The following is a 17,915-nucleotide window of genomic DNA, read 5'->3' as shown; positions in this document are numbered from 1 at the left end:
TGTATATCCCGTTTTAGGCCGTGTTGACAAAAGAGTTAATCCAGAGTTTTGCGGCGGCGATATTGAGGAAACTCATAAAGGACAGGGCGGTTTTGTCGTATCGGGTTGCAATACGGCGCATCTGCTTGAGCCTGTTGAACATCCGCTCAATGCGATTGCGGTCTCTGTAACGCCGCCAGTCTGTTTTCTGTGGAGCGTTGCGGCCTTTGCGTGATGGAATAATCGGCAGGATCCCATGGAACAGCAGTTCCTGGCGGAAACTGTCACTGTCATAGCCCCGGTCGGCCAGCATGGCTTTGGGGTTCGGGACAGGTAGCTTCATCAGGGCGTCTGTGGCTTTGTAATCCGAGACTTGGCCTCCGGTAAGGACAAAGCCGAAAGGGCGTCCCTGATTGTCACATCGGGCATGGATTTTGCTCGTAAAGCCGCCGCGTGATCGACCAAAAGCCTCCGAATGAGCCCCCCTTTTGCGCCCGTAGCCTGTGAATGGGCACGGACTACGGTGCTGTCGAGCATATGCTGCCAGTTATTGGTCAGGCCGAGGTCTACCAGGGTTTGCAGCAGGGCATCCCACACGCCCTGTTCAGCCCAACGGCGAAACCGGACATAAACGGAGTTCCACTTGCCATAGCGCTCATGCATATCCCGCCATGGACAACCGACGCGCAGGACATGCAGCATGCCATTGAGAAACCGGCGGTTGTCTCCGGCTGGTCGGGCCCAACGTCCGCGCTCAGGCGGCAGAAGCGGACCAATCACCGCCCATTCCTGATCCGTCAGGTCGCCTCGTGTCATACCTGTTTTCTCTGTCTGCTATCCCACAGAAACAAAGTGAATCAGATCTCACCCAGATCGTATAGACCTTTTGTCAACGTGACCTAGCCTCCTCACTTGGGGTGTGATGAAGTTGGCGTTTGAAACCCTGGCTGCACCAATCTGCGAAATTATGGCTCTACGCCCGTTATGCCATCTGGAGTACGCCGAAACGGCTGCAGCCGGTCCGTTAGATAGAGACGGTGCATTCGTCGCAATTCGTCAGGCGAGCCTGACGTCGTGGGCGCGTCCTGCGCGAGCATGCTACGCAACACTTTCATACTGTTTAGAACGACCGCAGCAATATCTCTCGCCAGTGCGTCCTCCAACTCTGGCGCACAGACACGCAACGCTGCCGCAATTCCGACTATGGCATGTCCTCGTGCACGATCACGGATCTCCATCTTGTCAGTCCGTGCCTCCATCAGCGCAGACAGGGATTTCACGCGAGGATGAAGCGTGACAAGCAGTTCGATCAGAACGTCCGCCAGAGCGTCCGGGGATAGTGTGGCGGCACGTTTGGCGAGTGCCGCGTATTCGTCTTCCAGAACGGCGATATGCCGCTGCACAAGAGCGTCCGCCACAGCCTCCTTGTTCGGAAAGAAGCGATAGAGCGATCCGATCTTCGCCTCGGCACGCGCGGCGATCTCCGCCATGGTTGTCGCCTCATACCCTCGTTCCGCCATGAGGTCGGACGCGGCCTCCAGTAACTCCTCGACGCGCTGACGCCCAGCCGCGCGCATCGGCTGAAGGGACGTCCGTTTACCCCTTGACGAATTTGAGTCCATCCTCAAATAATGCTCCTGCTTGAGTACCTACTCAACTTACTAACGTTTCCGCTTGTTCCGGACAATGGTTCGGGATGGCGGTTCTAACGCCGACAGGGATGTTTCTCCATGATTTCGCTTCAAGCCACCAAGACGGCCCTCGTCCTGATCGATCTCCAGAAGGGCATCACGGAGCTGCCCCTGGCTCCGACACCGGGTGCTGCGATTGTTGAGCGATCGAAAGAGCTTGCGACACGTTTCCGGGCTGCCCGCGCACCGGTCATTTTGGTTAATGTAGCGTTCGCGCCAGATTTCGCCGATGCCGTTCATGCGGTCGTCGATCGCTCCTTTTCACCGCCTGGCGGCTTCGCACCAGACTGGGCAGAACTGGTCGAGGGGCTTGCCGAACCAACCGATCTGCGCATCACGAAACGGCAATGGGGCGCTTTCTACGGCACGGATCTCGATCTCCAGCTTCGACGTCGCGGGATCACCACCATCGTACTCGGTGGAATCGCCACCAATCTGGGTGTGGAATCGACCGCCAGAGCGGCACATGAGCATGGATACAATGTCGTGCTCGCCGAGGATGTCATGTCGACATTAACCGAAGAGATGCAGCGCTTTGCCTGCGAGGAGATTTTTCCTCGTCTTGGCCGCGTGACGACGAGCGACGCGATCGCGCTGGATGCGTAAACGCATGGCTCATGTCTGCGCGTCTCACGGTTTCCCGCGAGATCATTCATGAACGCCAGAACGTCGTTGCCAGCCTTAGACCCGGATCAACTGCCTCCGGGCACCTGGAAAATCGTGAGCGTCGCGGCGGTCGGATCTTTCATGGCGCAACTGGACGCCACGATCGTCAATGTGTCGCTACCAGATCTCGTCGCGACCCTGCACGCTCCGTTTTCACACATTCAATGGGTGGTGAGCGGCTATCTGCTGGCGCTCGCCCTGACGTTGCCACTGAATGGATGGCTCGTAAGCCGCCTCGGGGGGCGAGCGGTCTATTTATGGTGCTTCGGTGCCTTCACGCTGACATCAGGCCTGTGCGCACTAGCGTGGTCGGCACCCTCGCTGATCGTATTCCGGCTGCTGCAAGGCATGGCGGGCGGACTGCTCGCCCCTATGGCGCAGATGACGGTAGCTCGTGTGGCGGGCCGACAGATGCCGAGGGTCGCGAGCGCAATGACGGCACCTGTTCTGCTCGCGCCGCTTCTTGGACCCGTCGTCGCCGGTGCCATTCTCTCCATCGCGTCCTGGCGATGGATCTTTCTTCTCAATGTGCCGGTCGGGCTTGCGGCTTTTGCCCTTGCCGTTCTGTTTCTCCCTGACGATCGGCATGACGAGCGCCCCCGTCCACTTGACCTGACCGGGCTAGGATTTCTCGCTCCCGCTCTCGTCTCGTTTCTTTACGGCATGGATCATGTCGCCCGGCTTTATGGACAGGCGACTTTAGGCGCGTCCCTCGTGCTGTTCGTCCTGTATGTCAGATCCGCGCGACGCAAGGGCGATGACGCGCTGATCGACCTGCGCCTGCTGCGTGCGCCTGCCTTTTCGGTGTCGGCGATCATTATGTTTCTGACGAACGGGGTGTCGTTCGCTGGTCAGATGCTTCTACCCGTATGGCTGATTCACGCCTGCGGTGTCTCGCCCGAGCGGACGGGCCTGTTCATGGCACCCCTGGGTGTGGGGATGATGTGCGTCTATCCGCTCATTGGCCGTCTGAGTGACCGGTTTGACGCGCGTGATCTGACCGGTTGCGGGGCTCTTTTGTCCTTTGTTGGCACACTGATTTTAGCGTTGCTCGCCTATAACGGTCTGAACGTCGTCCTGCTCGCCTTAGCATTGTTGCTGCGTGGCGGAGGTGGGGGCGCTGTCGGTATTCCGGCGATGAGCGTGGGATATGCTTCGATCGCACGCCCAGATATTCCGATGGCAACGACTGCGCTGAACATCATGCAAAGGATTGGGGGACCGACATTGATCACAGCGTGCGCCACATTCCTCGGGTGGCGGCTTGCGACAATCGCTCCATCCCATGTCGCATCGGAGGCTTACGCCGAAACATTTGGATTGCTTGCGTTATTCCATGGCGCTCTGTTGCTTACCACGCGTTTCATCAAGTCTTCAGAGAGGAAATGTTAGTTCGGATCGAACTGAACCCGTCGTGCATGGATACTCGCCTGAGAAAATAAAAATGACCCAGGCAAGATTGGGCAGCGTCATCCGCTTTAAGATCAGTTGTTTGTATTTCGGATTGTCCGAGATGTAGGCGAGAGCAGCCCCATTCAAGCCGTCCGTTCCGACAGTTAGTCTTCTGGGGACGCCATGCCAGCTTGTGTCATTCAGTCTGAGACAATCGCTGCAAGCTGAAGCGGGTTCATATAGTCGCGTATCCGAGTGACCTTCGCGTCACGCCTTTCGATGAACCAGACGTAGGACAAGCTCTTTGTGCTATCGTCGACAACGCGTTCATGATGGCCCGTTGCCTCAACAATCAGTTCGTTGCCAGCGCTATGGACGCGAATGTCGCTCAGCGCGCCGAACCGGATTATAGATGGCAGATGGGCCACATAGGCCGCAATGGCGTCCCGTCCGATCAGCTTACGCGGGGCGCCCTCGGGCGCGAACGGAAATTCATGGCATGCGTCGGCTGCGTAGATCGCCATCCAGCCCGCGATATCACCTGCGCGAAGTGCGTCTAGTGCATTTTCGAGCCAGTCTGGCAGTTCGGATGTTGGTGACATGGTGCTTCCTTGATATGATTTCCGGACCATGAGTCCAGATTTACATTATATATCGGACCGAAAGTCCGAAAATCAAGTAGTTCGTCGCGGACGGCCGCCAACCGCCACGATCCGCATGCTTGAGGCCGCCGATATCCTCTTTGCACAGGCTGATGGGCCTGAACGTGTGACCATGGATGCCATTGCGGCGGCATGCAGTGTCGGGAAGGGAACACTGTTCCGCGCGTTTGGTAGTCGCGCGGGATTGCTCGACTCTCTCTGGGCCACAAAGATCGAAGCTCTACGGGCAAGCGTGGAGAGTGGTGCGGCTCCTTTCCGGCAAGATACCTTACCGCAACAGCGTCTTGCAGCGTTTCTTGACCTGATCTTGACGTTCAAGCTCGACAACCGCCACCTGATCCGGGCGCTCGAATTCGGTCCGGGCATTCTGCAATCGCCGCATTATCGCTGGATGCTTGGGGTGACCGCGAGGTTCATCGAGGAAGGGACGGGCTCGCCGCCGGAGGGTGCGGCCCTTTATAACGCCCACGCTCTTCTGGCAGCCCTGCATATCGACCTAATTGAGGACATGCTCGCAAACGGACTGTCGCTGGACACGATCAGGGAAGCCCAGACCAAGCGCGCCTACATGGCAATGGGCATTACAGAATCTGACTACAAAACACTCGTACGCACTTGATCGATCATGTCTGCTTTCCAAAAACTTAAACGCCCCTGTTTATGACCGAAATGAGGCGACTGCGGCCTGTCTGCTCCTGCATCACTGAGCAGACAGACGGATCAGGGTGGGGAAGCGGAAGGTCAGCTAATCGGAGAGAGGCGTTTGGAAGCGGACGTCTCTGCCTAACCCGAAGCGGTTCATATTGAGTTTTCAGTGCTTTTCCTCGGCGTGCTCGAAGGAGCCGTCGGCTTCACACCACAGCATGTGCGCTGCGGCCACCAGCGCAGGGCCGATAAATAGGCCGACTAGCCCCATAGTTGAGAGCCCTCCGAGAATAGCAATCAGCGTATGCAAGAATGGTAGGCGGGTTTCGTCGGAGATGAACTTCGGACGGAAGAAGTGTTCGCCGACAAAGAGGACAAACAGACCAAAGGCGATTTCAACTACTGCCATCGTGACACCATGACTTGCAGCAATGACACCTCCGATAAGGAGGACAGCCGGATACCCGCAGAAAGGGATACTAGCCCCAATGCCGAGTAGCAGCACCAAGATGACAGAATGAGGCGTCCCGGACGCCACGATGCAAGGTGCGACCACAAGCGCTTCGCCAAAGCCAACCAACACTAGTCCGTTTACGGCGCCGCGGATACTGCGCACGATATGAACGACGATGTCTTCGCGTTGAAGAACATTCGCACTCACGCTGAGAACCGATGATGAGACACGGCCATAAGACATCAGACAGCATGCCGCCGTCAGAAGAGCGATACCGACAGTTTCCAGCGTGTGCGGGATCTCCTTGACAATACCGAACACTCCCTTGGCAAAGCCCTGAGAGGACGCAGCCGCCTTCTCGGTCACCATGTGACGGACCTGATGCAGATTGACCTTGCCGTTAGCCACGCCAGGAACATGCAAAAGGATGCGGTTCAGAGGGCTAGTCACCTCCTGAGGCAGACGCGACAGACCCAATGCCGCTGACGGATCAGAATTGTCCGCAGGCTGCGACACTGCGCCCGGTAGGTTGGTATCCTGAGAGTTGGGTGGCTGTGTGTCAGTTGGGCCTGGCTGTGTTGGGTTGGGTGTCTGTGTGGATGGTGGAGTGTCTTTGTGCGAGGAGAAATGTGAGACGACGGTTGATGCCTCGGTCACCAGATTGATGGTGAGGTATGATGAGGCGGCTACGAAGAGAACCAGAGCGCCGGCGATAATGCTGAGAGCAGCTGATTTCTCTCCGATCCAGCGGCTGAGAAAGCGCTGACAGGGGCGCATGGCAATGGCGATTACCCCACCCCAGACGACGGCCATCAGGAGGGGAGATGCGACATAGAGTGCCCCGCCGAAGATCCCGATCGTCATGGCAGTGAGTGCGAGGAGAGTGACGAGCGGATTACGCAATGTAATTGACTGAGACATGGAAGGCCTTAAGTGAAGTATTTATGATCGAAACATAAGTGATGAGAGATTTTGTGATTCCCGCTTTTTTATCCTGTGCCAAGAGATCGTGTCCGCTTTCCATGGCCTATAGCAATCAAAATTAACGTCGGGATTGAGGGCGTAAGCGGTCTTCTCAAGGATAGCGAGAAATACGCCGTGCCGTAGGCAGAAGCTCCCGGAATTGTGTCAGTACGGGACGCATGAACGCGTCACTGAACTGACCAAGCGATGACGTGTGCTGCAAGTAATATGAGGTAGCGGTCGGATCCAGGTTGTATTCGTCCAACAGGATCCATTGACGCAACGCCTGATCAAGGCCAGCACGCTTCTTTTCGGTCGCTGGCACTTCAACAGCAATGCGGGTTGCAGACGGCTGTTTTGTCGTCAGGGGCAACAGCAGGACATACTGACGATCATCACGACCTATAAAGACTGCGGCCACCGCCGTTGGACGATTCTTGCGTCCTTCTGTTTCGCCATTCCCGCTCTGCCAGTGCCATAGATAAGGATACCGCAGCACCATGCCGGGCCGGAAAATCCGGCTCATCGTTCTGTGCGGGTTTCCAGCAGGTACCCGTCAATCGCATTTTCTATGTCGTGAGCCAAATCCTGAGGCATTTCCGTAGTGGCACCGGCAGTACGCTCTGGCGCGCTTCCCACCAATGCCTCGTATTGTTCGACACTCAGCATGACCAATCTTGGTTTGCCGCGCTGATTAATTGAAATTGGCCCTTGCAGGGCACTGGCGATGATGTCTCCGGATTTGCGGGACAGATCGCTTGTCGAGAATGTGCGCATTGCGTTCTCCTTTATTTACGTAAAATACAGCATTTGCAGATTTGGCGCAATCTATAGAGAAAATGCACAGGAAAGATGAAAAAAGAGGGAAGGCGGGGCTGTCACGAACCAGCCAGCCGCGTCGATCCGAAAACCCTTGTGCCCAATCCGAACAATCCGCGCTCTTCCATCGGAAGCCTTGAGGAACTGCGCAAGCTGGCCCTGAACATCAGGGCGATCGGCATCCTCCATCCCCCGGCCGTCCGGGAACTGGAAGACGGACGCCTGATGATCGTGGCAGGCCACCGACGCACGGAAGGCGCCATCTATGCCGGTCTGACCGAGATCGACGTCTATGTCGGCGATCAGAGCGAAGACCTCGATGCCCTGGCCGCTGTCAGCGAGAACTTCGTCCGTCTGGACATGACGGAGCCGGAACAGTGGAACAGCGTCACCCGCCTGCGCGAGCAGCTTGGCTATACAGATCCGCAGGTCTGTGCCGCCCTGATGGTGACGCCGAGTTATCTCAAGCGTCTCAGTCTTCTGGCGAAGCTGCACCCGCCCATTCTGGATGCCATCGCCCTCGGCCGAGGCCCTGATGAACGGCAGCGCAAAATTATCGCGCAGGCCTCACTGGACGAGCAGCGTGACGCGTGGGCGGAAATGTTTTCCGAAAGCGTCGAGGACGACGAGGATCCGGCCGAGTATCGCGTGAAGGCCGAAGACCCGGAAGACACCGTGGCCTGGGGCGCGCTGGCCCGGAACCTCGAACAGAAGGAATGGTATGCCCGCGATGCCCGGTTCGGCGACGAGCTGGCCCGCAAGCACAACATTGTCTGGATGGAGGATCTGTTTGCCGAAGCCAACACAGACAGCCGCTATACGCTCGATGCCACGGCTTACGCCGCAGCACAGCAGGACTGGCTGGACAATGAGCGGCCCGAAAACTCCATTGTCCTGACCTCGGACGAATACGGATACATCCGCGCGCCAGAGGGCTTCATCACCATGGGCACCTGGATGGCGACACAGGAGGGTGAGGTCATCGGGTACGGCCTCAATCCCCGAACCCTGAAGATCGTGGAAGAACGCTGCCGTCCTTATAGCGCCGCGAAGGTTGACCAATCGGGCAGCTCTGCCACGCCAGAGGCCCCGAAAGAGCGACCGGACGTCTCCGGGACCGGCCACAAGATGATTGGCGAGATCCGCACCGTCGCTTTGCGAGAGGCGCTTGGTGAGGTGTCCGAGACGGCCGATCCATGGGATCTGATCGCAGCCCTCCTGCTGGCGCTGGAGGCCGAGAATGTTCGGGTGCATGGCGATGTCAGCGGAAACAACTGGTCAGAACCAACCGCGCGCACGCTCGCGATGGCTGACCTCTTTCCCGAGGGCAGCCTTGTCCGTGACGAAAAGCTGATCCGCCGCCATGCTGTCACCGTTCTGCAAAGCATCCTGAACTGCGATGTGTCGATGCACAGCGGCAGCGGCCTGCCCGCGCAGCTCGTGGGCGTTCTGTTCGGAGCCGACCAGAAGATGCCGAGCATGGCCTTTGAGGCATTCCTCAAATGCTACAGCAAGCCCGGCATTACCAAGGCCGTGCAGGCCGAAGGCCTTGCCCCGCAGAATACGGGCAAGGAGATGCGTGCGGCCCTGATGAACCATGTCGGGGAAGGCCACTGGCTGCCCGAGGTCGCGTCGTTTGCGCAGGCGCAGGACGTCTGGACGCAAAAGCAGAAGAAAAAACAGGAGAAGATCCGGGAGGTGGAAAGCGTGATGGACGATGAGGACCTGGACGAGATGCCTGAAGCTGATTTCGAGGAAGCAGCTGATGATGAGGCTGACATTTCGGGCGGCCCTGTCCTGTCGGTGACGGAGCCTGACCCCGAAAAGACCTTCTCTCTGCAAGCGCCCGAGAGCGAGCCCGAGCAGACGGAGCACAATAAGGCCATGCAGTTCATGCGTGATCACCTCGAAATCGTGGTCGTGGCCTGAAGCAGGGAGAGGAAAAAGAAGAGGAAAGGAGGGGAGGGGCGCTGCCATCGCGCTCCGTCCGGGTCAAAAGGTGGCTCCTCACCGGCTTCGCCGCCTCCGGTGCCGGCGCACGCGCCGCTTGTGACCCGGCCGTCCCGCGCTGACGCTGGAGAAGACATCACGAAAATCCAAAGGAAAAGGATCAGACGATGTTCGTCCCCTCTCTCGTTCCCGTTCAGGTCGGCACCCGCGTTTACACCCATCTCTACAGCCGGGGAGCCGGAATCGTCATGGCCGTTCATGGCAAGGAAAGCCCGACCACCGTCCGGTCCCTGTCGCGTGGCGGGGCCATCGTGTCGGGCGGGAGCGCCTCCTACGACATCGTTTTTGCCTGTGGCTCGGTCACCCATCGTCTGCCCGAGGCCATTCTGCGCGGTGTCCAGTGGCGGATCGAAGCCGACAAGGGACTGGCGAGCGCTGAAGAGATCGCACCCATGCCGCAGAAGTGGAGGCCGAGAAGGTCGCGGCTGAGGCGCGCGCGAAAGCGGAACATGCCGCCGAGGTCGCAGCACTCCGCGTCAATCCGGACTATGCCCATCTGGAGCAGGGCGACGACAGCAGCGGCACGCTGGCCGCCAAAAATATCCGTCGGATGCTGAAGAAGGCGTTCCCGAAGGTCAAGTTCTCCGTCCGCAAACGCGACTACGGGAGTGTGACGGTGCAGACCGAGGAGGATCTGGACGAGACGGCGACCGAAACCCTCCAGGCCATCACCTCGCGGTTCAAGTCCGGATATTACGACCACCAATCCGACTGCCACCTGACGGGCAACAGTCCCTGGCAGGACGTGTTCGGCAGCTCCGAATATGTGAGCGACTGAGCCTCTCTTTTTTCGTCCGCCCTTCAAGGCCGCCCCCTCCGGGGCGGCTTTTTCCATTTCTGGAGCCCGACATGCCTGCTTTTATTGTGACGCTCAGCGAGCGCCAGCTTCTCTCCGACCGCGTCAATTTTTAGGTCGAGGCCGAGACCGCCGAGACCGCCGAGGCAGCCGGTCAGCTCGTTCTGGACGCGACGGCCGACGAGGCGAATGAGAGCGGGCTGCGCCCTGTTCACCTGCCGGACGGTCAGAAGACCGTTCTCGAACCTGAAAACGTGGACGGTAACGAAGTCTCCGTATCTGTCCGCCCGGTCGATCAGCCAGACGCCGTGGCCACGCAGATCGGTGCGTGCTGGCATCTGGATCTCTCCGCCCCTGAAGCGCGTCGCCTTCTGCCTGTTCTGACCGGGGCCATCGTGGACGAGGATGATCCTGTGACGCGTGCGCTCTGTGCCCGTCTGGCGCGACAGGTCGCTAGCAACTGTGTTTAAGCGGCGGAGCTAATGCGCCATGGCAGGCCTGTTTTGAGGACGGCGTTGGCGATTGTGATGAGACGCCGTGCGATAGCGACGATCACCAGTTTATGTGGCTTACCCCGCTGTTTCATGCGTTTGGCGACAGCTTTCAGAACAGGATTATGGCAGGCAGCTGCCAATCCTGCCTGGAACAGGACGTGACGGAGAGATCTTCTTCCCCCTGAAATGACACGTTTCCCCCGCATCGCGCCACTATCGTGAGCCACTGGTGCAAGTCCGGCCATGGCAGCAGCTTCTGTCGCCGTCATACGGCCGAGTTCCGGCATTTCTGCGAGAAGCATGGAGACTGATACCGGGCCGATACCAGGAATGGATCGGAGAAGTTCTGCTTTCGCGGAGAGTTCTTCTGCCTCTGCGATAACGCTTTCAATCCGTTGTTCGAGCTCGCTGATCTGGCTTTCGAGAAATGCTTTGAGACTGCTGTCCATGTCCTCCAGTTCAGCGCTCACACCCTGCTTGCGGCGCGCCGAAATCTGGGCAGAAAGCCGTTTACGTGCCTCCACCATCTGAGCTCTGCGCACCGTCAGTGCCCGCAGAAACTGGAGTTTTACATCCGGCAGTGTTCGTCCTGCTTCTGGACGAAAAGCCATAAAGCGCGCAATCAATTCCGCATCGATCTGATCGGTTTTCGCGCGTTTCCCCATGGAGAGTGCGAAAGCTTTGATCTGTGCAGGGGGCAACTGGACTGCATTGAGTCCCATACTGATGAGAAGACGCCAGAGTGCCCATTCCTGTCCACCGGTGGCTTCAAACCCAATTTTGAGACCGTCCGGCATATTCTGAAGAGTTTCCAGTAATCTGGCATGGCCATCAGGTGAATTCTGAAAACGAAATCTCTGCTTTTCTGGCAGGCAAAAGCCATCGAGCCAGTCTCGGGACACGTCTATTCCAATGACGGTTTGCGCAGACATATCACTCTCTCTTTCTTATGTTCGCGGTCCCGAAAGCGGGCCGCCGTCAACTGTTCGAGACGGTGAAGAGAGGCGAGATCAGCCTGCTAGAAAACGTGGTCAGGCTACCAGGTGTTAAGCGCTGTATCTCACCTCATGAACGCCCCTGGCCAGGGGCGTTCATGAGGTCATCATAACAGGTTGGAAACACATAAGGTGTTTGGTCCCGTGTTTTGATGGTTTGGATTGATGATGAATCTGTCTGGCTCTGAAGTCCAGATTTTGCAGACGTATTCGTAAGGGGTGAGGCCGTTCAGGGTCTTGAGTCTTCGCCCGAAATTATAGGCTGCCGTGAAGTCGTTGAGGTGTGTCCTCAACTGCTCATGACTGTCGTAATGGAAGCGTTTGACGGTTGCTTCCTTGATTGTCCGGTTCATCCGCTCGACCTGACCGTTCGTCCAGGGATGATTGGGTTTCGTCAGACGATGTTCGATCCCGTGAGCTTCGCAGATCATGTCGAAACGCATGGGGCGAGACCAGGCCGTATTGCGGTTACGGGGCTGATCAGCGAACTGGATGCCGTTATCGGTCAGAATGGTGTGGATCCGGTAAGGGATGATGCTCAGGAGATGTTCGAGGAATTCCCAGGCTGTCTTCCGATCAGCTTTCCCGACGAGTTGTGTGACAGCGAATTTGCTTGTCTGGTCGATAGCAACGAAGAGGTGCAGCTTGCCCTCAGCAGTCTGTACTTCGGCAATATCGATGTGAAAAAAGCCTATGGGATAGCGTTTGAAGCGCTGTCGTTTGGGCTTGTCTCCTTCGATGTCCGGCAACCGGGATATCCCGTGGCGCTGAAGGCAGCGATGCAGAGCCGAGCGTGTCAGATGAGGGATGCTGGCCTGCAGGGCATAAAGACAGTCATCCAGCGGTAGCAACGTATGCCGGCGAAACGCCACGATCATCGCTTCGTCCGTCTCGGACAGAACCGTGGATCGCGGCTCTTTGGGACCTGTCTTCTGATCCTCAACCGTTTGACGCTTCCGCCATTTTGCAACTGTTTTCGGGTTGATCCCGAACTCCTTGCTCAGCGCCGCGAGCGAAGCCTGCGATCGCTGTATTGCCGCTCGCACGGCGTGCGTGGTCGTGGCGCTCCCATGACGTATCTGTCCCATAAGGCTTCCTTCCACTCTCGTGAAAATAATACCCCATCAAAACACGGGACTAAACACCTAAGGCTCTCAGGCAATCCCTCACCTTCGATCGTGGCCCGGAATTCCTCCATTATAAGCCGTTGGTCGCGCGTGGCGGTATGGATGTGTGGTTCTGCGATCCCCGCACGCCGTGGCAGAAGGGATCTGTCGAGAACATGAATGGCAGGCTGCGCAGGCTCCTGCCCTCGCGGACGGATCTCGCATCCCTCACCCCCAAAGACCTCGCCGGGATCGTGTGTCTGATGAACGCCACGCCGAGAAAATGCCTGGGGTATCTCACGCCTGCAGAAGCGATGGATTGGCTCATCAAAGGCTGTAGCGCTGAGGGCCTGCATTCTTATGACGTGACACACTTCAGTTTGAAGCTGCGGATAAAGATAAACTACTTTTTACAGAAAACAGAGGCGATCGTTGAGCATTCAGACCTTTGATGATTCCGGCCGTGTTGGGTTCTCCAAACTGATATGATATAACATCCCAATGAGGAAACGTGCACCTTTTGCGCAGGCGATCCGCTTCGCTTATCTCGGAAACCTCGTCGCAGTGCTGTTCTTGTCATCGGCCGCGCCGGTGATCCTCAAAGCACAGAATGCGCCTAGGGGAACGCTCCCGCTTTTCGCGACCCTGCCGCTGTTCTGGTCGATGCGCGCCGTCATCGTACCGCCCGTGCTGAGATATGCCCGCGCGAAACAATGGGCGATGCAGCCGCTCCTCCTTCTCTGCGTGCTGCGCGCGGCTGTCGTTAGCATCTTTCTGGCCCTCGCCGCCTCGTTGCCCCTTATGAGCACGATCGCCATGATCAGGACGGCGCTGCTGGGCGCTGGCATGGCCGTCTGCCTGCTCTGCGGAATCGAACGGGGCATTCTCGATGCCGGCGCGGTGCTGCTCTCGGGTGCCGGGAGTTGGCCGGAACGGGAGCGTTTCTCGCACTACGAAGCCGCCGGCGCGCTCGCCGGCTCGACGCTGGCGAGCGGAATGTCCATCGGGCTGAGCGCCTGGCTCGGTCTTCCCGCCTGCTGCGCCGTCATGGCCGGGCTGGTCGCCCTTATCACGCTGCCTTTATGGCGCAGCGCGGCGACGGCGAAGCGCATATCCTCCCCGCGCTCTATTCCGGCAAGCTTCCCTAACGGCCCCAAAGCACGGCTTTTGCGAAGGGACGATAAGCGAACGAGATTCGCCTTGCTACTGCCGACATTGGTTTCAGGCTGGCTCGGGCTCGATCTCGCCTATCGCGTGGTGCAAACGCTACTTCTTCGTCAGGGCCTATCACTGGACTGGGTCGGTGCCGTTACCGTGGGGGTCGGCATTGCCCTCCTCTTGCTCTTCGCCGCAACTCAGGCGTTCGCGTGCCAACCGGGCGGCAGATCGGAACGATGGCAGCAGGTGGCAGGCGCATGGCTTCCGGTCGGCGCGATCCTCGTCCTTCTGGCAGCCAGCGTGACGGGCAGGCCAGCGCTCACGATCGTTGGCTTCCTGTGCCTGCAAGCGGGCTATTTCTTATTTAGCGGTTTCGCTACGCATCTGATCATTCTATACGGACGGGAATCGGAGCGCGCCGCGTCCGCCGTGTTCCTCTCCGGCGCGTCCTATTTCCTGGCACATATCCTTGTCGTTCCCGTTCTAGCCCTGACGACGAGCGGCACAAAAGGGTTCGTGACGACCTATGCGGTCGCCACGGGGTGCGTGATCCTTTGCGTTCTGATCCGATATAGGATTATGGAGGATCGGCGTGTGGGAGCTCGATGATGCGGGCAGGCCGAGCGACACCCTGACAGAAGAGGTTGGCTGTTCGAAGCAGCTGATGATCGATGCAACACATCTCAAGGCATACCGGACATCGGCGTCCCTGCTCAAAAAAGATATTTAGTCCCGTGATTTGATGGGTTGGACTGATGATGAATTTTTCTGGCTCTGAAGTCCATATTTTGCAGACAGAGGTGGACCCCATTTTTCGGACAGGTGTCTAAGCTATAATCCGACCTGAGAGAGGACGGGTTTTATGGGCAAGGTTACGCGCAAGGTCCTGTCCTGGCGTCTGTCGAACACGATGGACGCGGAGTTCTGTATCGAGGCGCTCCGGGGTGCGCTGATGCGCTACGGCACCCCGGAAATTTTCAATACTGACCAGGGCTCACAATTCACGACGCCCCGTTTTACCGGGCTCCTGGAAGAGCGTCAGATCCGCATCAGCATGGATGGACGTGGGCGCTGGCTGGATAACGTGTTCATCGAGCGTCTGTGGCGGTCGATGAAATACGAATGCGTCTCCCTGCACGACTTTGAGACCGGATCAGAACTTCGAGTGGGGCTCACGAAATGGATCACCCATTATAACGGGCAGCGTCCGCACGCGGCACTGGCTGGACGCACGCCCGATGAGGCGTATCATGACGTGCCGACGCCCTCTGGTCCGGGGTTAACCCCGGACCAGAGGGCCAACAGCAGCGCCGTCAGAATGGCGGCATGACAACAACCGGGTATCGCTTATTCAAACCCAAAAACTGTCCAAACAGACGGGGCCACCTCTGGCCTATAAGGCTTCCTTCCACTCTCGTGAAAATAGTACCCCATCAAAACACGGGACTAAACACCTTATGTGTTTCCAGCCTGTTATGATGACCTCATGAACGCCCCTGGCCAGGGGCGTTCATGAGGTGAGATACAGCGCTTAACACCTGGTAGCCTGACCACGTTTTCTAGCAGGCTGATCTCGCCTCTCTTCACCGTCTCGAACAGTTGACGGCGGCCCGCTTTCGGGACCGCGAACATAAGAAAGAGAGAGTGATATGTCTGCGCAAACCGTCATTGGAATAGACGTGTCCCGAGACTGGCTCGATGGCTTTTGCCTGCCAGAAAAGCAGAGATTTCGTTTTCAGAATTCACCTGATGGCCATGCCAGATTACTGGAAACTCTTCAGAATATGCCGGACGGTCTCAAAATTGGGTTTGAAGCCACCGGTGGACAGGAATGGGCACTCTGGCGTCTTCTCATCAGTATGGGACTCAATGCAGTCCAGTTGCCCCCTGCACAGATCAAAGCTTTCGCACTCTCTATGGGGAAACACGCGAAAACCGATCAGATCGATGCGGAATTGATTGCGCGCTTTATGGCTTTTCGTCCAGAAGCAGGACGAACACTGCCGGATGTAAAACTCCAGTTTCTGCGGGCACTGACGGTGCGCAGAGCTCAGATGGTGGAGGCACGTAAACGGCTTTCTGCCCAGATTTCGGCGCGCCGCAAGCAGGGTGTGAGCGCTGAACTGGAGGACATGGACAGCAGTCTCAAAGCATTTCTCGAAAGCCAGATCAGCGAGCTCGAACAACGGATTGAAAGTGTTATCGCAGAGGCAGAAGAACTCTCCGCGAAAGCAGAACTTCTCCGCTCCATTCCTGGTATCGGCCCGGTATCAGTCTCCATGCTTCTCGCAGAAATGCCGGAACTCGGCCGTATGACGGCGACAGAAGCTGCTGCCATGGCCGGACTTGCACCAATGGCCCACGATAGTGGCGCGATGCGGGGGAAACGTGTCATTTCAGGGGGAAGAAGATCTCTCCGCCACGTCCTGTTCCAGGCAGGATTGGCTGCTGCCTGCCATAATCCGGTTCTGAAAGCTGTTGCCAAGCGTATGAAAGAGCGGGGTAAGCCACACAAACTGGTGATCGTCGCTATCGCACGGCGTCTCGTCACAATCGCCAATGCCGTCCTCAAAACCGCCCTGACATGGCGCATTAGCTCCGCCGCTTAAACACAGTTGCTAGGGTGCTATCGCAATCAGGCTCCCCCGACCCCATGACCGATCATTGTCATAGGGTCGGCGAGCCGATCGAATGTCTGCTCATCAATATAGCCGCTTTTGAGAGCAGCGTCCCTGAGGGGCATATCCTGCTCCATCGCCATATGGGCAATGGCAGAGGCTTTATCGTATCCGATATCAGAACTTAGTGCTGTTACCAGCATGATCGACCGTGAGACCATTTCACGAATACGCTTCAGATTAAGTTCTGTACCTTCGACAGAATACTGACGGAATTTCTGGCAACCATCAGACAAAATACGGATTGCATGCAGGACGTTATTGATGACGATCGGTCGCATGGCGTTGAGTTCGAAATTGCCCTGACTGCCGGCGAAAGCGACCGCGGTATCATCACCAATGACCTGGATCGCGATCATGACGAGGGCCTCGCATTGAGTAGGATTGACCTTGCCCGGCATGATCGACGATCCGGGCTCATTTTCTGGCAGCCGCAACTCACCCAACCCGCATCGTGGCCCGGAAGCCAGCCAGCGCATGTCGTTGGCGATCTTCATGAGTGCTACGGCCACGCCTCGCAAAGCTGCGCTCATGCGAACCATGGCATCTAGAGTACCTTGGGCGGAAAATTTATTCGGCGCTGTAACATATGGCTCGCCTGTTAGTTGGGCTATGGCATTGGCCATATCGACGCTGAAACCTTTAGGTGCATTTAGGCCGGTTCCAACTGCGGTACCGCCAATCGCGAGTTCGAATAGCCCTGCACGTCCCAGCTTCAGGTTTGCGATGCTCTCTCGGATCTGATGAGCATAGCCGGACCACTCTTGCCCAACCGTCAGCGGTACGGCGTCTTCGAGGTGAGTGCGCCCGATCTTGACAACGTCCATCCAGCACCCTGCTTTTTCCTCGATGGTGGTGGCCAGAGCGTCCAGCTCCGGAAGCAGGCGCTTATCAAGCAGTGTAAGTGTCGCAATATGCATCGCTGTGGGGAAACTGTCGTTGCTCGACATGCCCATGTTAACGTCGTCGTTTGGGTGAACAGGGTTTTTGCTACCGAGTGTTCCACCTAAAAGCTGGATCGCCCGGTTGGACACCACTTCGTTGATGTTCATGTTGCTCTGTGTCCCCGATCCAGTCTGCCAGACAAAGAGCGGGAAATGAGCATCCAGTTCGCCAGCAATGACCTCGTCACAAGCTTGAATAATTGCACCTGCTTTGAGAGCAGTCAGGCGACCACCTGCCGCGTTGACCTGCGCTGCAGCTTTCTTGACGATCCCATAGGCATGATAGACTTCCATTGGCATCCGGTCGTTGCCAATGGAAAAATGCTCAAGACTGCGCTGCGTCTGGGCACCCCAGTAGCGGTCGGCTGGGACGTCGATCCGCCCCATTGAGTCTGTTTCGACACGCGTTCCCGAAACGTTGAGGCCGATCGGGGTGTCTCGCAGATGAAGCGGAAGAGCCATG

At 57.6% G+C, this 17,915-nt stretch carries 19 protein-coding genes and 3 pseudogenes; 11 read left to right on the top strand and 11 right to left on the bottom strand.

The features are described from left to right. Window positions 1–13: 13 nt before the first annotated feature. Together IGS75_RS13880 and IGS75_RS13875 are read right to left on the bottom strand one after the other, a co-directional pair. Window positions 14–795: pseudogene (locus tag IGS75_RS13880) on the bottom strand (IS5 family transposase). Between the two features lie 149 nt (window positions 796–944). Beyond that, complete coding sequence (locus IGS75_RS13875; RefSeq protein WP_202258807.1) at window positions 945–1,601, bottom strand: TetR/AcrR family transcriptional regulator; 657 nt, start codon at window positions 1,599–1,601, stop codon at window positions 945–947. A gap of 108 nt (window positions 1,602–1,709) precedes the next feature. Here IGS75_RS13875 and IGS75_RS13870 point away from each other — a divergent pair, with 108 nt between their 5' ends. Together IGS75_RS13870 and IGS75_RS13865 are read left to right on the top strand one after the other, a co-directional pair. Beyond that, a complete protein-coding gene (locus IGS75_RS13870) occupies window positions 1,710–2,276 on the top strand; it encodes a hydrolase (protein ID WP_202258805.1) in 567 nt (188 codons plus the stop codon). A 48-nt stretch (window positions 2,277–2,324) separates the two neighbouring features. Next, a complete protein-coding gene (locus IGS75_RS13865; RefSeq protein ID WP_202258803.1) occupies window positions 2,325–3,728 on the top strand; it encodes a DHA2 family efflux MFS transporter permease subunit in 1,404 nt (467 codons plus the stop codon). A gap of 200 nt (window positions 3,729–3,928) precedes the next feature. Here the strand turns inward: IGS75_RS13865 and IGS75_RS13860 are convergent, their stop codons facing one another. Then, on the bottom strand, window positions 3,929–4,330 hold the full coding sequence (locus IGS75_RS13860; RefSeq protein ID WP_202258801.1) for a nuclear transport factor 2 family protein: 402 nt from the start codon (window positions 4,328–4,330) through the stop codon (window positions 3,929–3,931). Between the two features lie 28 nt (window positions 4,331–4,358). Here IGS75_RS13860 and IGS75_RS13855 point away from each other — a divergent pair, with 28 nt between their 5' ends. Further along, on the top strand, window positions 4,359–5,009 hold the full coding sequence (locus IGS75_RS13855) for a TetR/AcrR family transcriptional regulator (RefSeq protein ID WP_237469150.1): 651 nt from the start codon (window positions 4,359–4,361) through the stop codon (window positions 5,007–5,009). A 192-nt stretch (window positions 5,010–5,201) separates the two neighbouring features. Here IGS75_RS13855 and IGS75_RS13850 read toward each other — a convergent pair whose 3' ends face one another. The 3 genes from IGS75_RS13850 to IGS75_RS13840 all read right to left on the bottom strand — a co-directional run bounded on the left by IGS75_RS13850 (window position 5,202) and on the right by IGS75_RS13840 (window position 7,229). Further along, window positions 5,202–6,410 carry an AI-2E family transporter gene (locus IGS75_RS13850; protein WP_202258799.1) on the bottom strand — a complete coding sequence of 403 codons (1,209 nt, stop codon included), beginning with the start codon at window positions 6,408–6,410 and terminating at the stop codon, window positions 5,202–5,204. A 154-nt stretch (window positions 6,411–6,564) separates the two neighbouring features. Then, complete coding sequence (locus IGS75_RS13845) at window positions 6,565–6,978, bottom strand: hypothetical protein (RefSeq protein WP_237469148.1); 414 nt, start codon at window positions 6,976–6,978, stop codon at window positions 6,565–6,567. Continuing rightward, window positions 6,975–7,229, bottom strand: coding sequence for a type II toxin-antitoxin system prevent-host-death family antitoxin (locus IGS75_RS13840; RefSeq protein ID WP_202258797.1), 255 nt, complete (start codon window positions 7,227–7,229; stop codon window positions 6,975–6,977). Before IGS75_RS13840 ends, IGS75_RS13845 begins: the two co-directional genes overlap by 4 nt. Before the next feature lie 75 nt (window positions 7,230–7,304). On the opposite strand from IGS75_RS13840, the gene IGS75_RS13835 reads away from it, so the two are divergent. Then, window positions 7,305–9,200 carry a ParB/RepB/Spo0J family partition protein gene (locus IGS75_RS13835; protein WP_202258795.1) on the top strand — a complete coding sequence of 632 codons (1,896 nt, stop codon included), beginning with the start codon at window positions 7,305–7,307 and terminating at the stop codon, window positions 9,198–9,200. On the opposite strand, the gene IGS75_RS15595 is transcribed toward IGS75_RS13835, so the two are convergent. After that, entirely contained in the window at window positions 9,173–9,589 is a 417-nt protein-coding gene (locus IGS75_RS15595; RefSeq protein WP_237469141.1) for a hypothetical protein, read from the bottom strand. The two genes, IGS75_RS13835 and IGS75_RS15595, sit on opposite strands and share 28 nt — an antisense overlap. Between IGS75_RS15595 and IGS75_RS15890 the strand changes: the two genes are divergently transcribed. Continuing rightward, window positions 9,470–9,838, top strand: coding sequence for a hypothetical protein (locus IGS75_RS15890; RefSeq protein ID WP_408876504.1), 369 nt, complete (start codon window positions 9,470–9,472; stop codon window positions 9,836–9,838). The genes IGS75_RS15595 and IGS75_RS15890 overlap by 120 nt on opposite strands. Next, complete coding sequence (locus IGS75_RS15885; protein WP_202258791.1) at window positions 9,832–10,059, top strand: LPD29 domain-containing protein; 228 nt, start codon at window positions 9,832–9,834, stop codon at window positions 10,057–10,059. Before IGS75_RS15890 ends, IGS75_RS15885 begins: the two co-directional genes overlap by 7 nt. A gap of 23 nt (window positions 10,060–10,082) precedes the next feature. Here the strand turns inward: IGS75_RS15885 and IGS75_RS13820 are convergent, their stop codons facing one another. Next, window positions 10,083–10,415, bottom strand: coding sequence for a hypothetical protein (locus IGS75_RS13820; protein WP_202258790.1), 333 nt, complete (start codon window positions 10,413–10,415; stop codon window positions 10,083–10,085). Here IGS75_RS13820 and IGS75_RS13815 point away from each other — a divergent pair. Next, window positions 10,386–10,547, top strand: a complete 162-nt coding sequence (locus tag IGS75_RS13815; protein WP_202258788.1) for a hypothetical protein — start codon at window positions 10,386–10,388, stop codon at window positions 10,545–10,547. The two genes, IGS75_RS13820 and IGS75_RS13815, sit on opposite strands and share 30 nt — an antisense overlap. Here IGS75_RS13815 and IGS75_RS13810 read toward each other — a convergent pair. Then, the gene (locus IGS75_RS13810) at window positions 10,544–11,503 is read right to left on the bottom strand and encodes an IS110 family RNA-guided transposase (protein ID WP_202258786.1); all 960 of its coding nucleotides are present in this window, start codon (window positions 11,501–11,503) and stop codon (window positions 10,544–10,546) included. The genes IGS75_RS13815 and IGS75_RS13810 overlap by 4 nt on opposite strands. A gap of 170 nt (window positions 11,504–11,673) precedes the next feature. Beyond that, window positions 11,674–12,654 (bottom strand): IS481 family transposase, encoded by a 981-nt coding sequence (locus IGS75_RS13805; protein ID WP_202258784.1) that lies wholly within the window; start codon window positions 12,652–12,654, stop codon window positions 11,674–11,676. 68 nt (window positions 12,655–12,722) lie between these two features. Here IGS75_RS13805 and IGS75_RS13800 point away from each other — a divergent pair. The 4 genes and pseudogenes from IGS75_RS13800 to IGS75_RS13785 all read left to right on the top strand — a co-directional run. Beyond that, a pseudogene (locus IGS75_RS13800) lies at window positions 12,723–13,124 on the top strand (IS30 family transposase); the annotation flags it as partial. A gap of 49 nt (window positions 13,125–13,173) precedes the next feature. After that, entirely contained in the window at window positions 13,174–14,439 is a 1,266-nt protein-coding gene (locus IGS75_RS13795; RefSeq protein ID WP_086649695.1) for an MFS transporter, read from the top strand. A 265-nt stretch (window positions 14,440–14,704) separates the two neighbouring features. Then, a pseudogene (locus tag IGS75_RS13790) lies at window positions 14,705–15,160 on the top strand (transposase); the annotation flags it as partial. 319 nt (window positions 15,161–15,479) lie between these two features. Further along, window positions 15,480–16,439, top strand: a complete 960-nt coding sequence (locus tag IGS75_RS13785; RefSeq protein ID WP_202258782.1) for an IS110 family RNA-guided transposase — start codon at window positions 15,480–15,482, stop codon at window positions 16,437–16,439. A 26-nt stretch (window positions 16,440–16,465) separates the two neighbouring features. On the opposite strand, the gene fumC is transcribed toward IGS75_RS13785, so the two are convergent. After that, window positions 16,466–17,914, bottom strand: coding sequence for a class II fumarate hydratase (gene fumC, locus IGS75_RS13780; protein ID WP_086649682.1), 1,449 nt, complete (start codon window positions 17,912–17,914; stop codon window positions 16,466–16,468). Between the last annotated feature and the right edge of the window lies 1 nt (window position 17,915).

The sequence above is a fragment of the Gluconobacter sphaericus genome, assembly GCF_016757795.1.
Classification (GTDB): Bacteria; Pseudomonadota; Alphaproteobacteria; order Acetobacterales; family Acetobacteraceae; genus Gluconobacter; species Gluconobacter sphaericus.
This window is presented reverse-complemented; position numbering and strand designations above follow the sequence as displayed.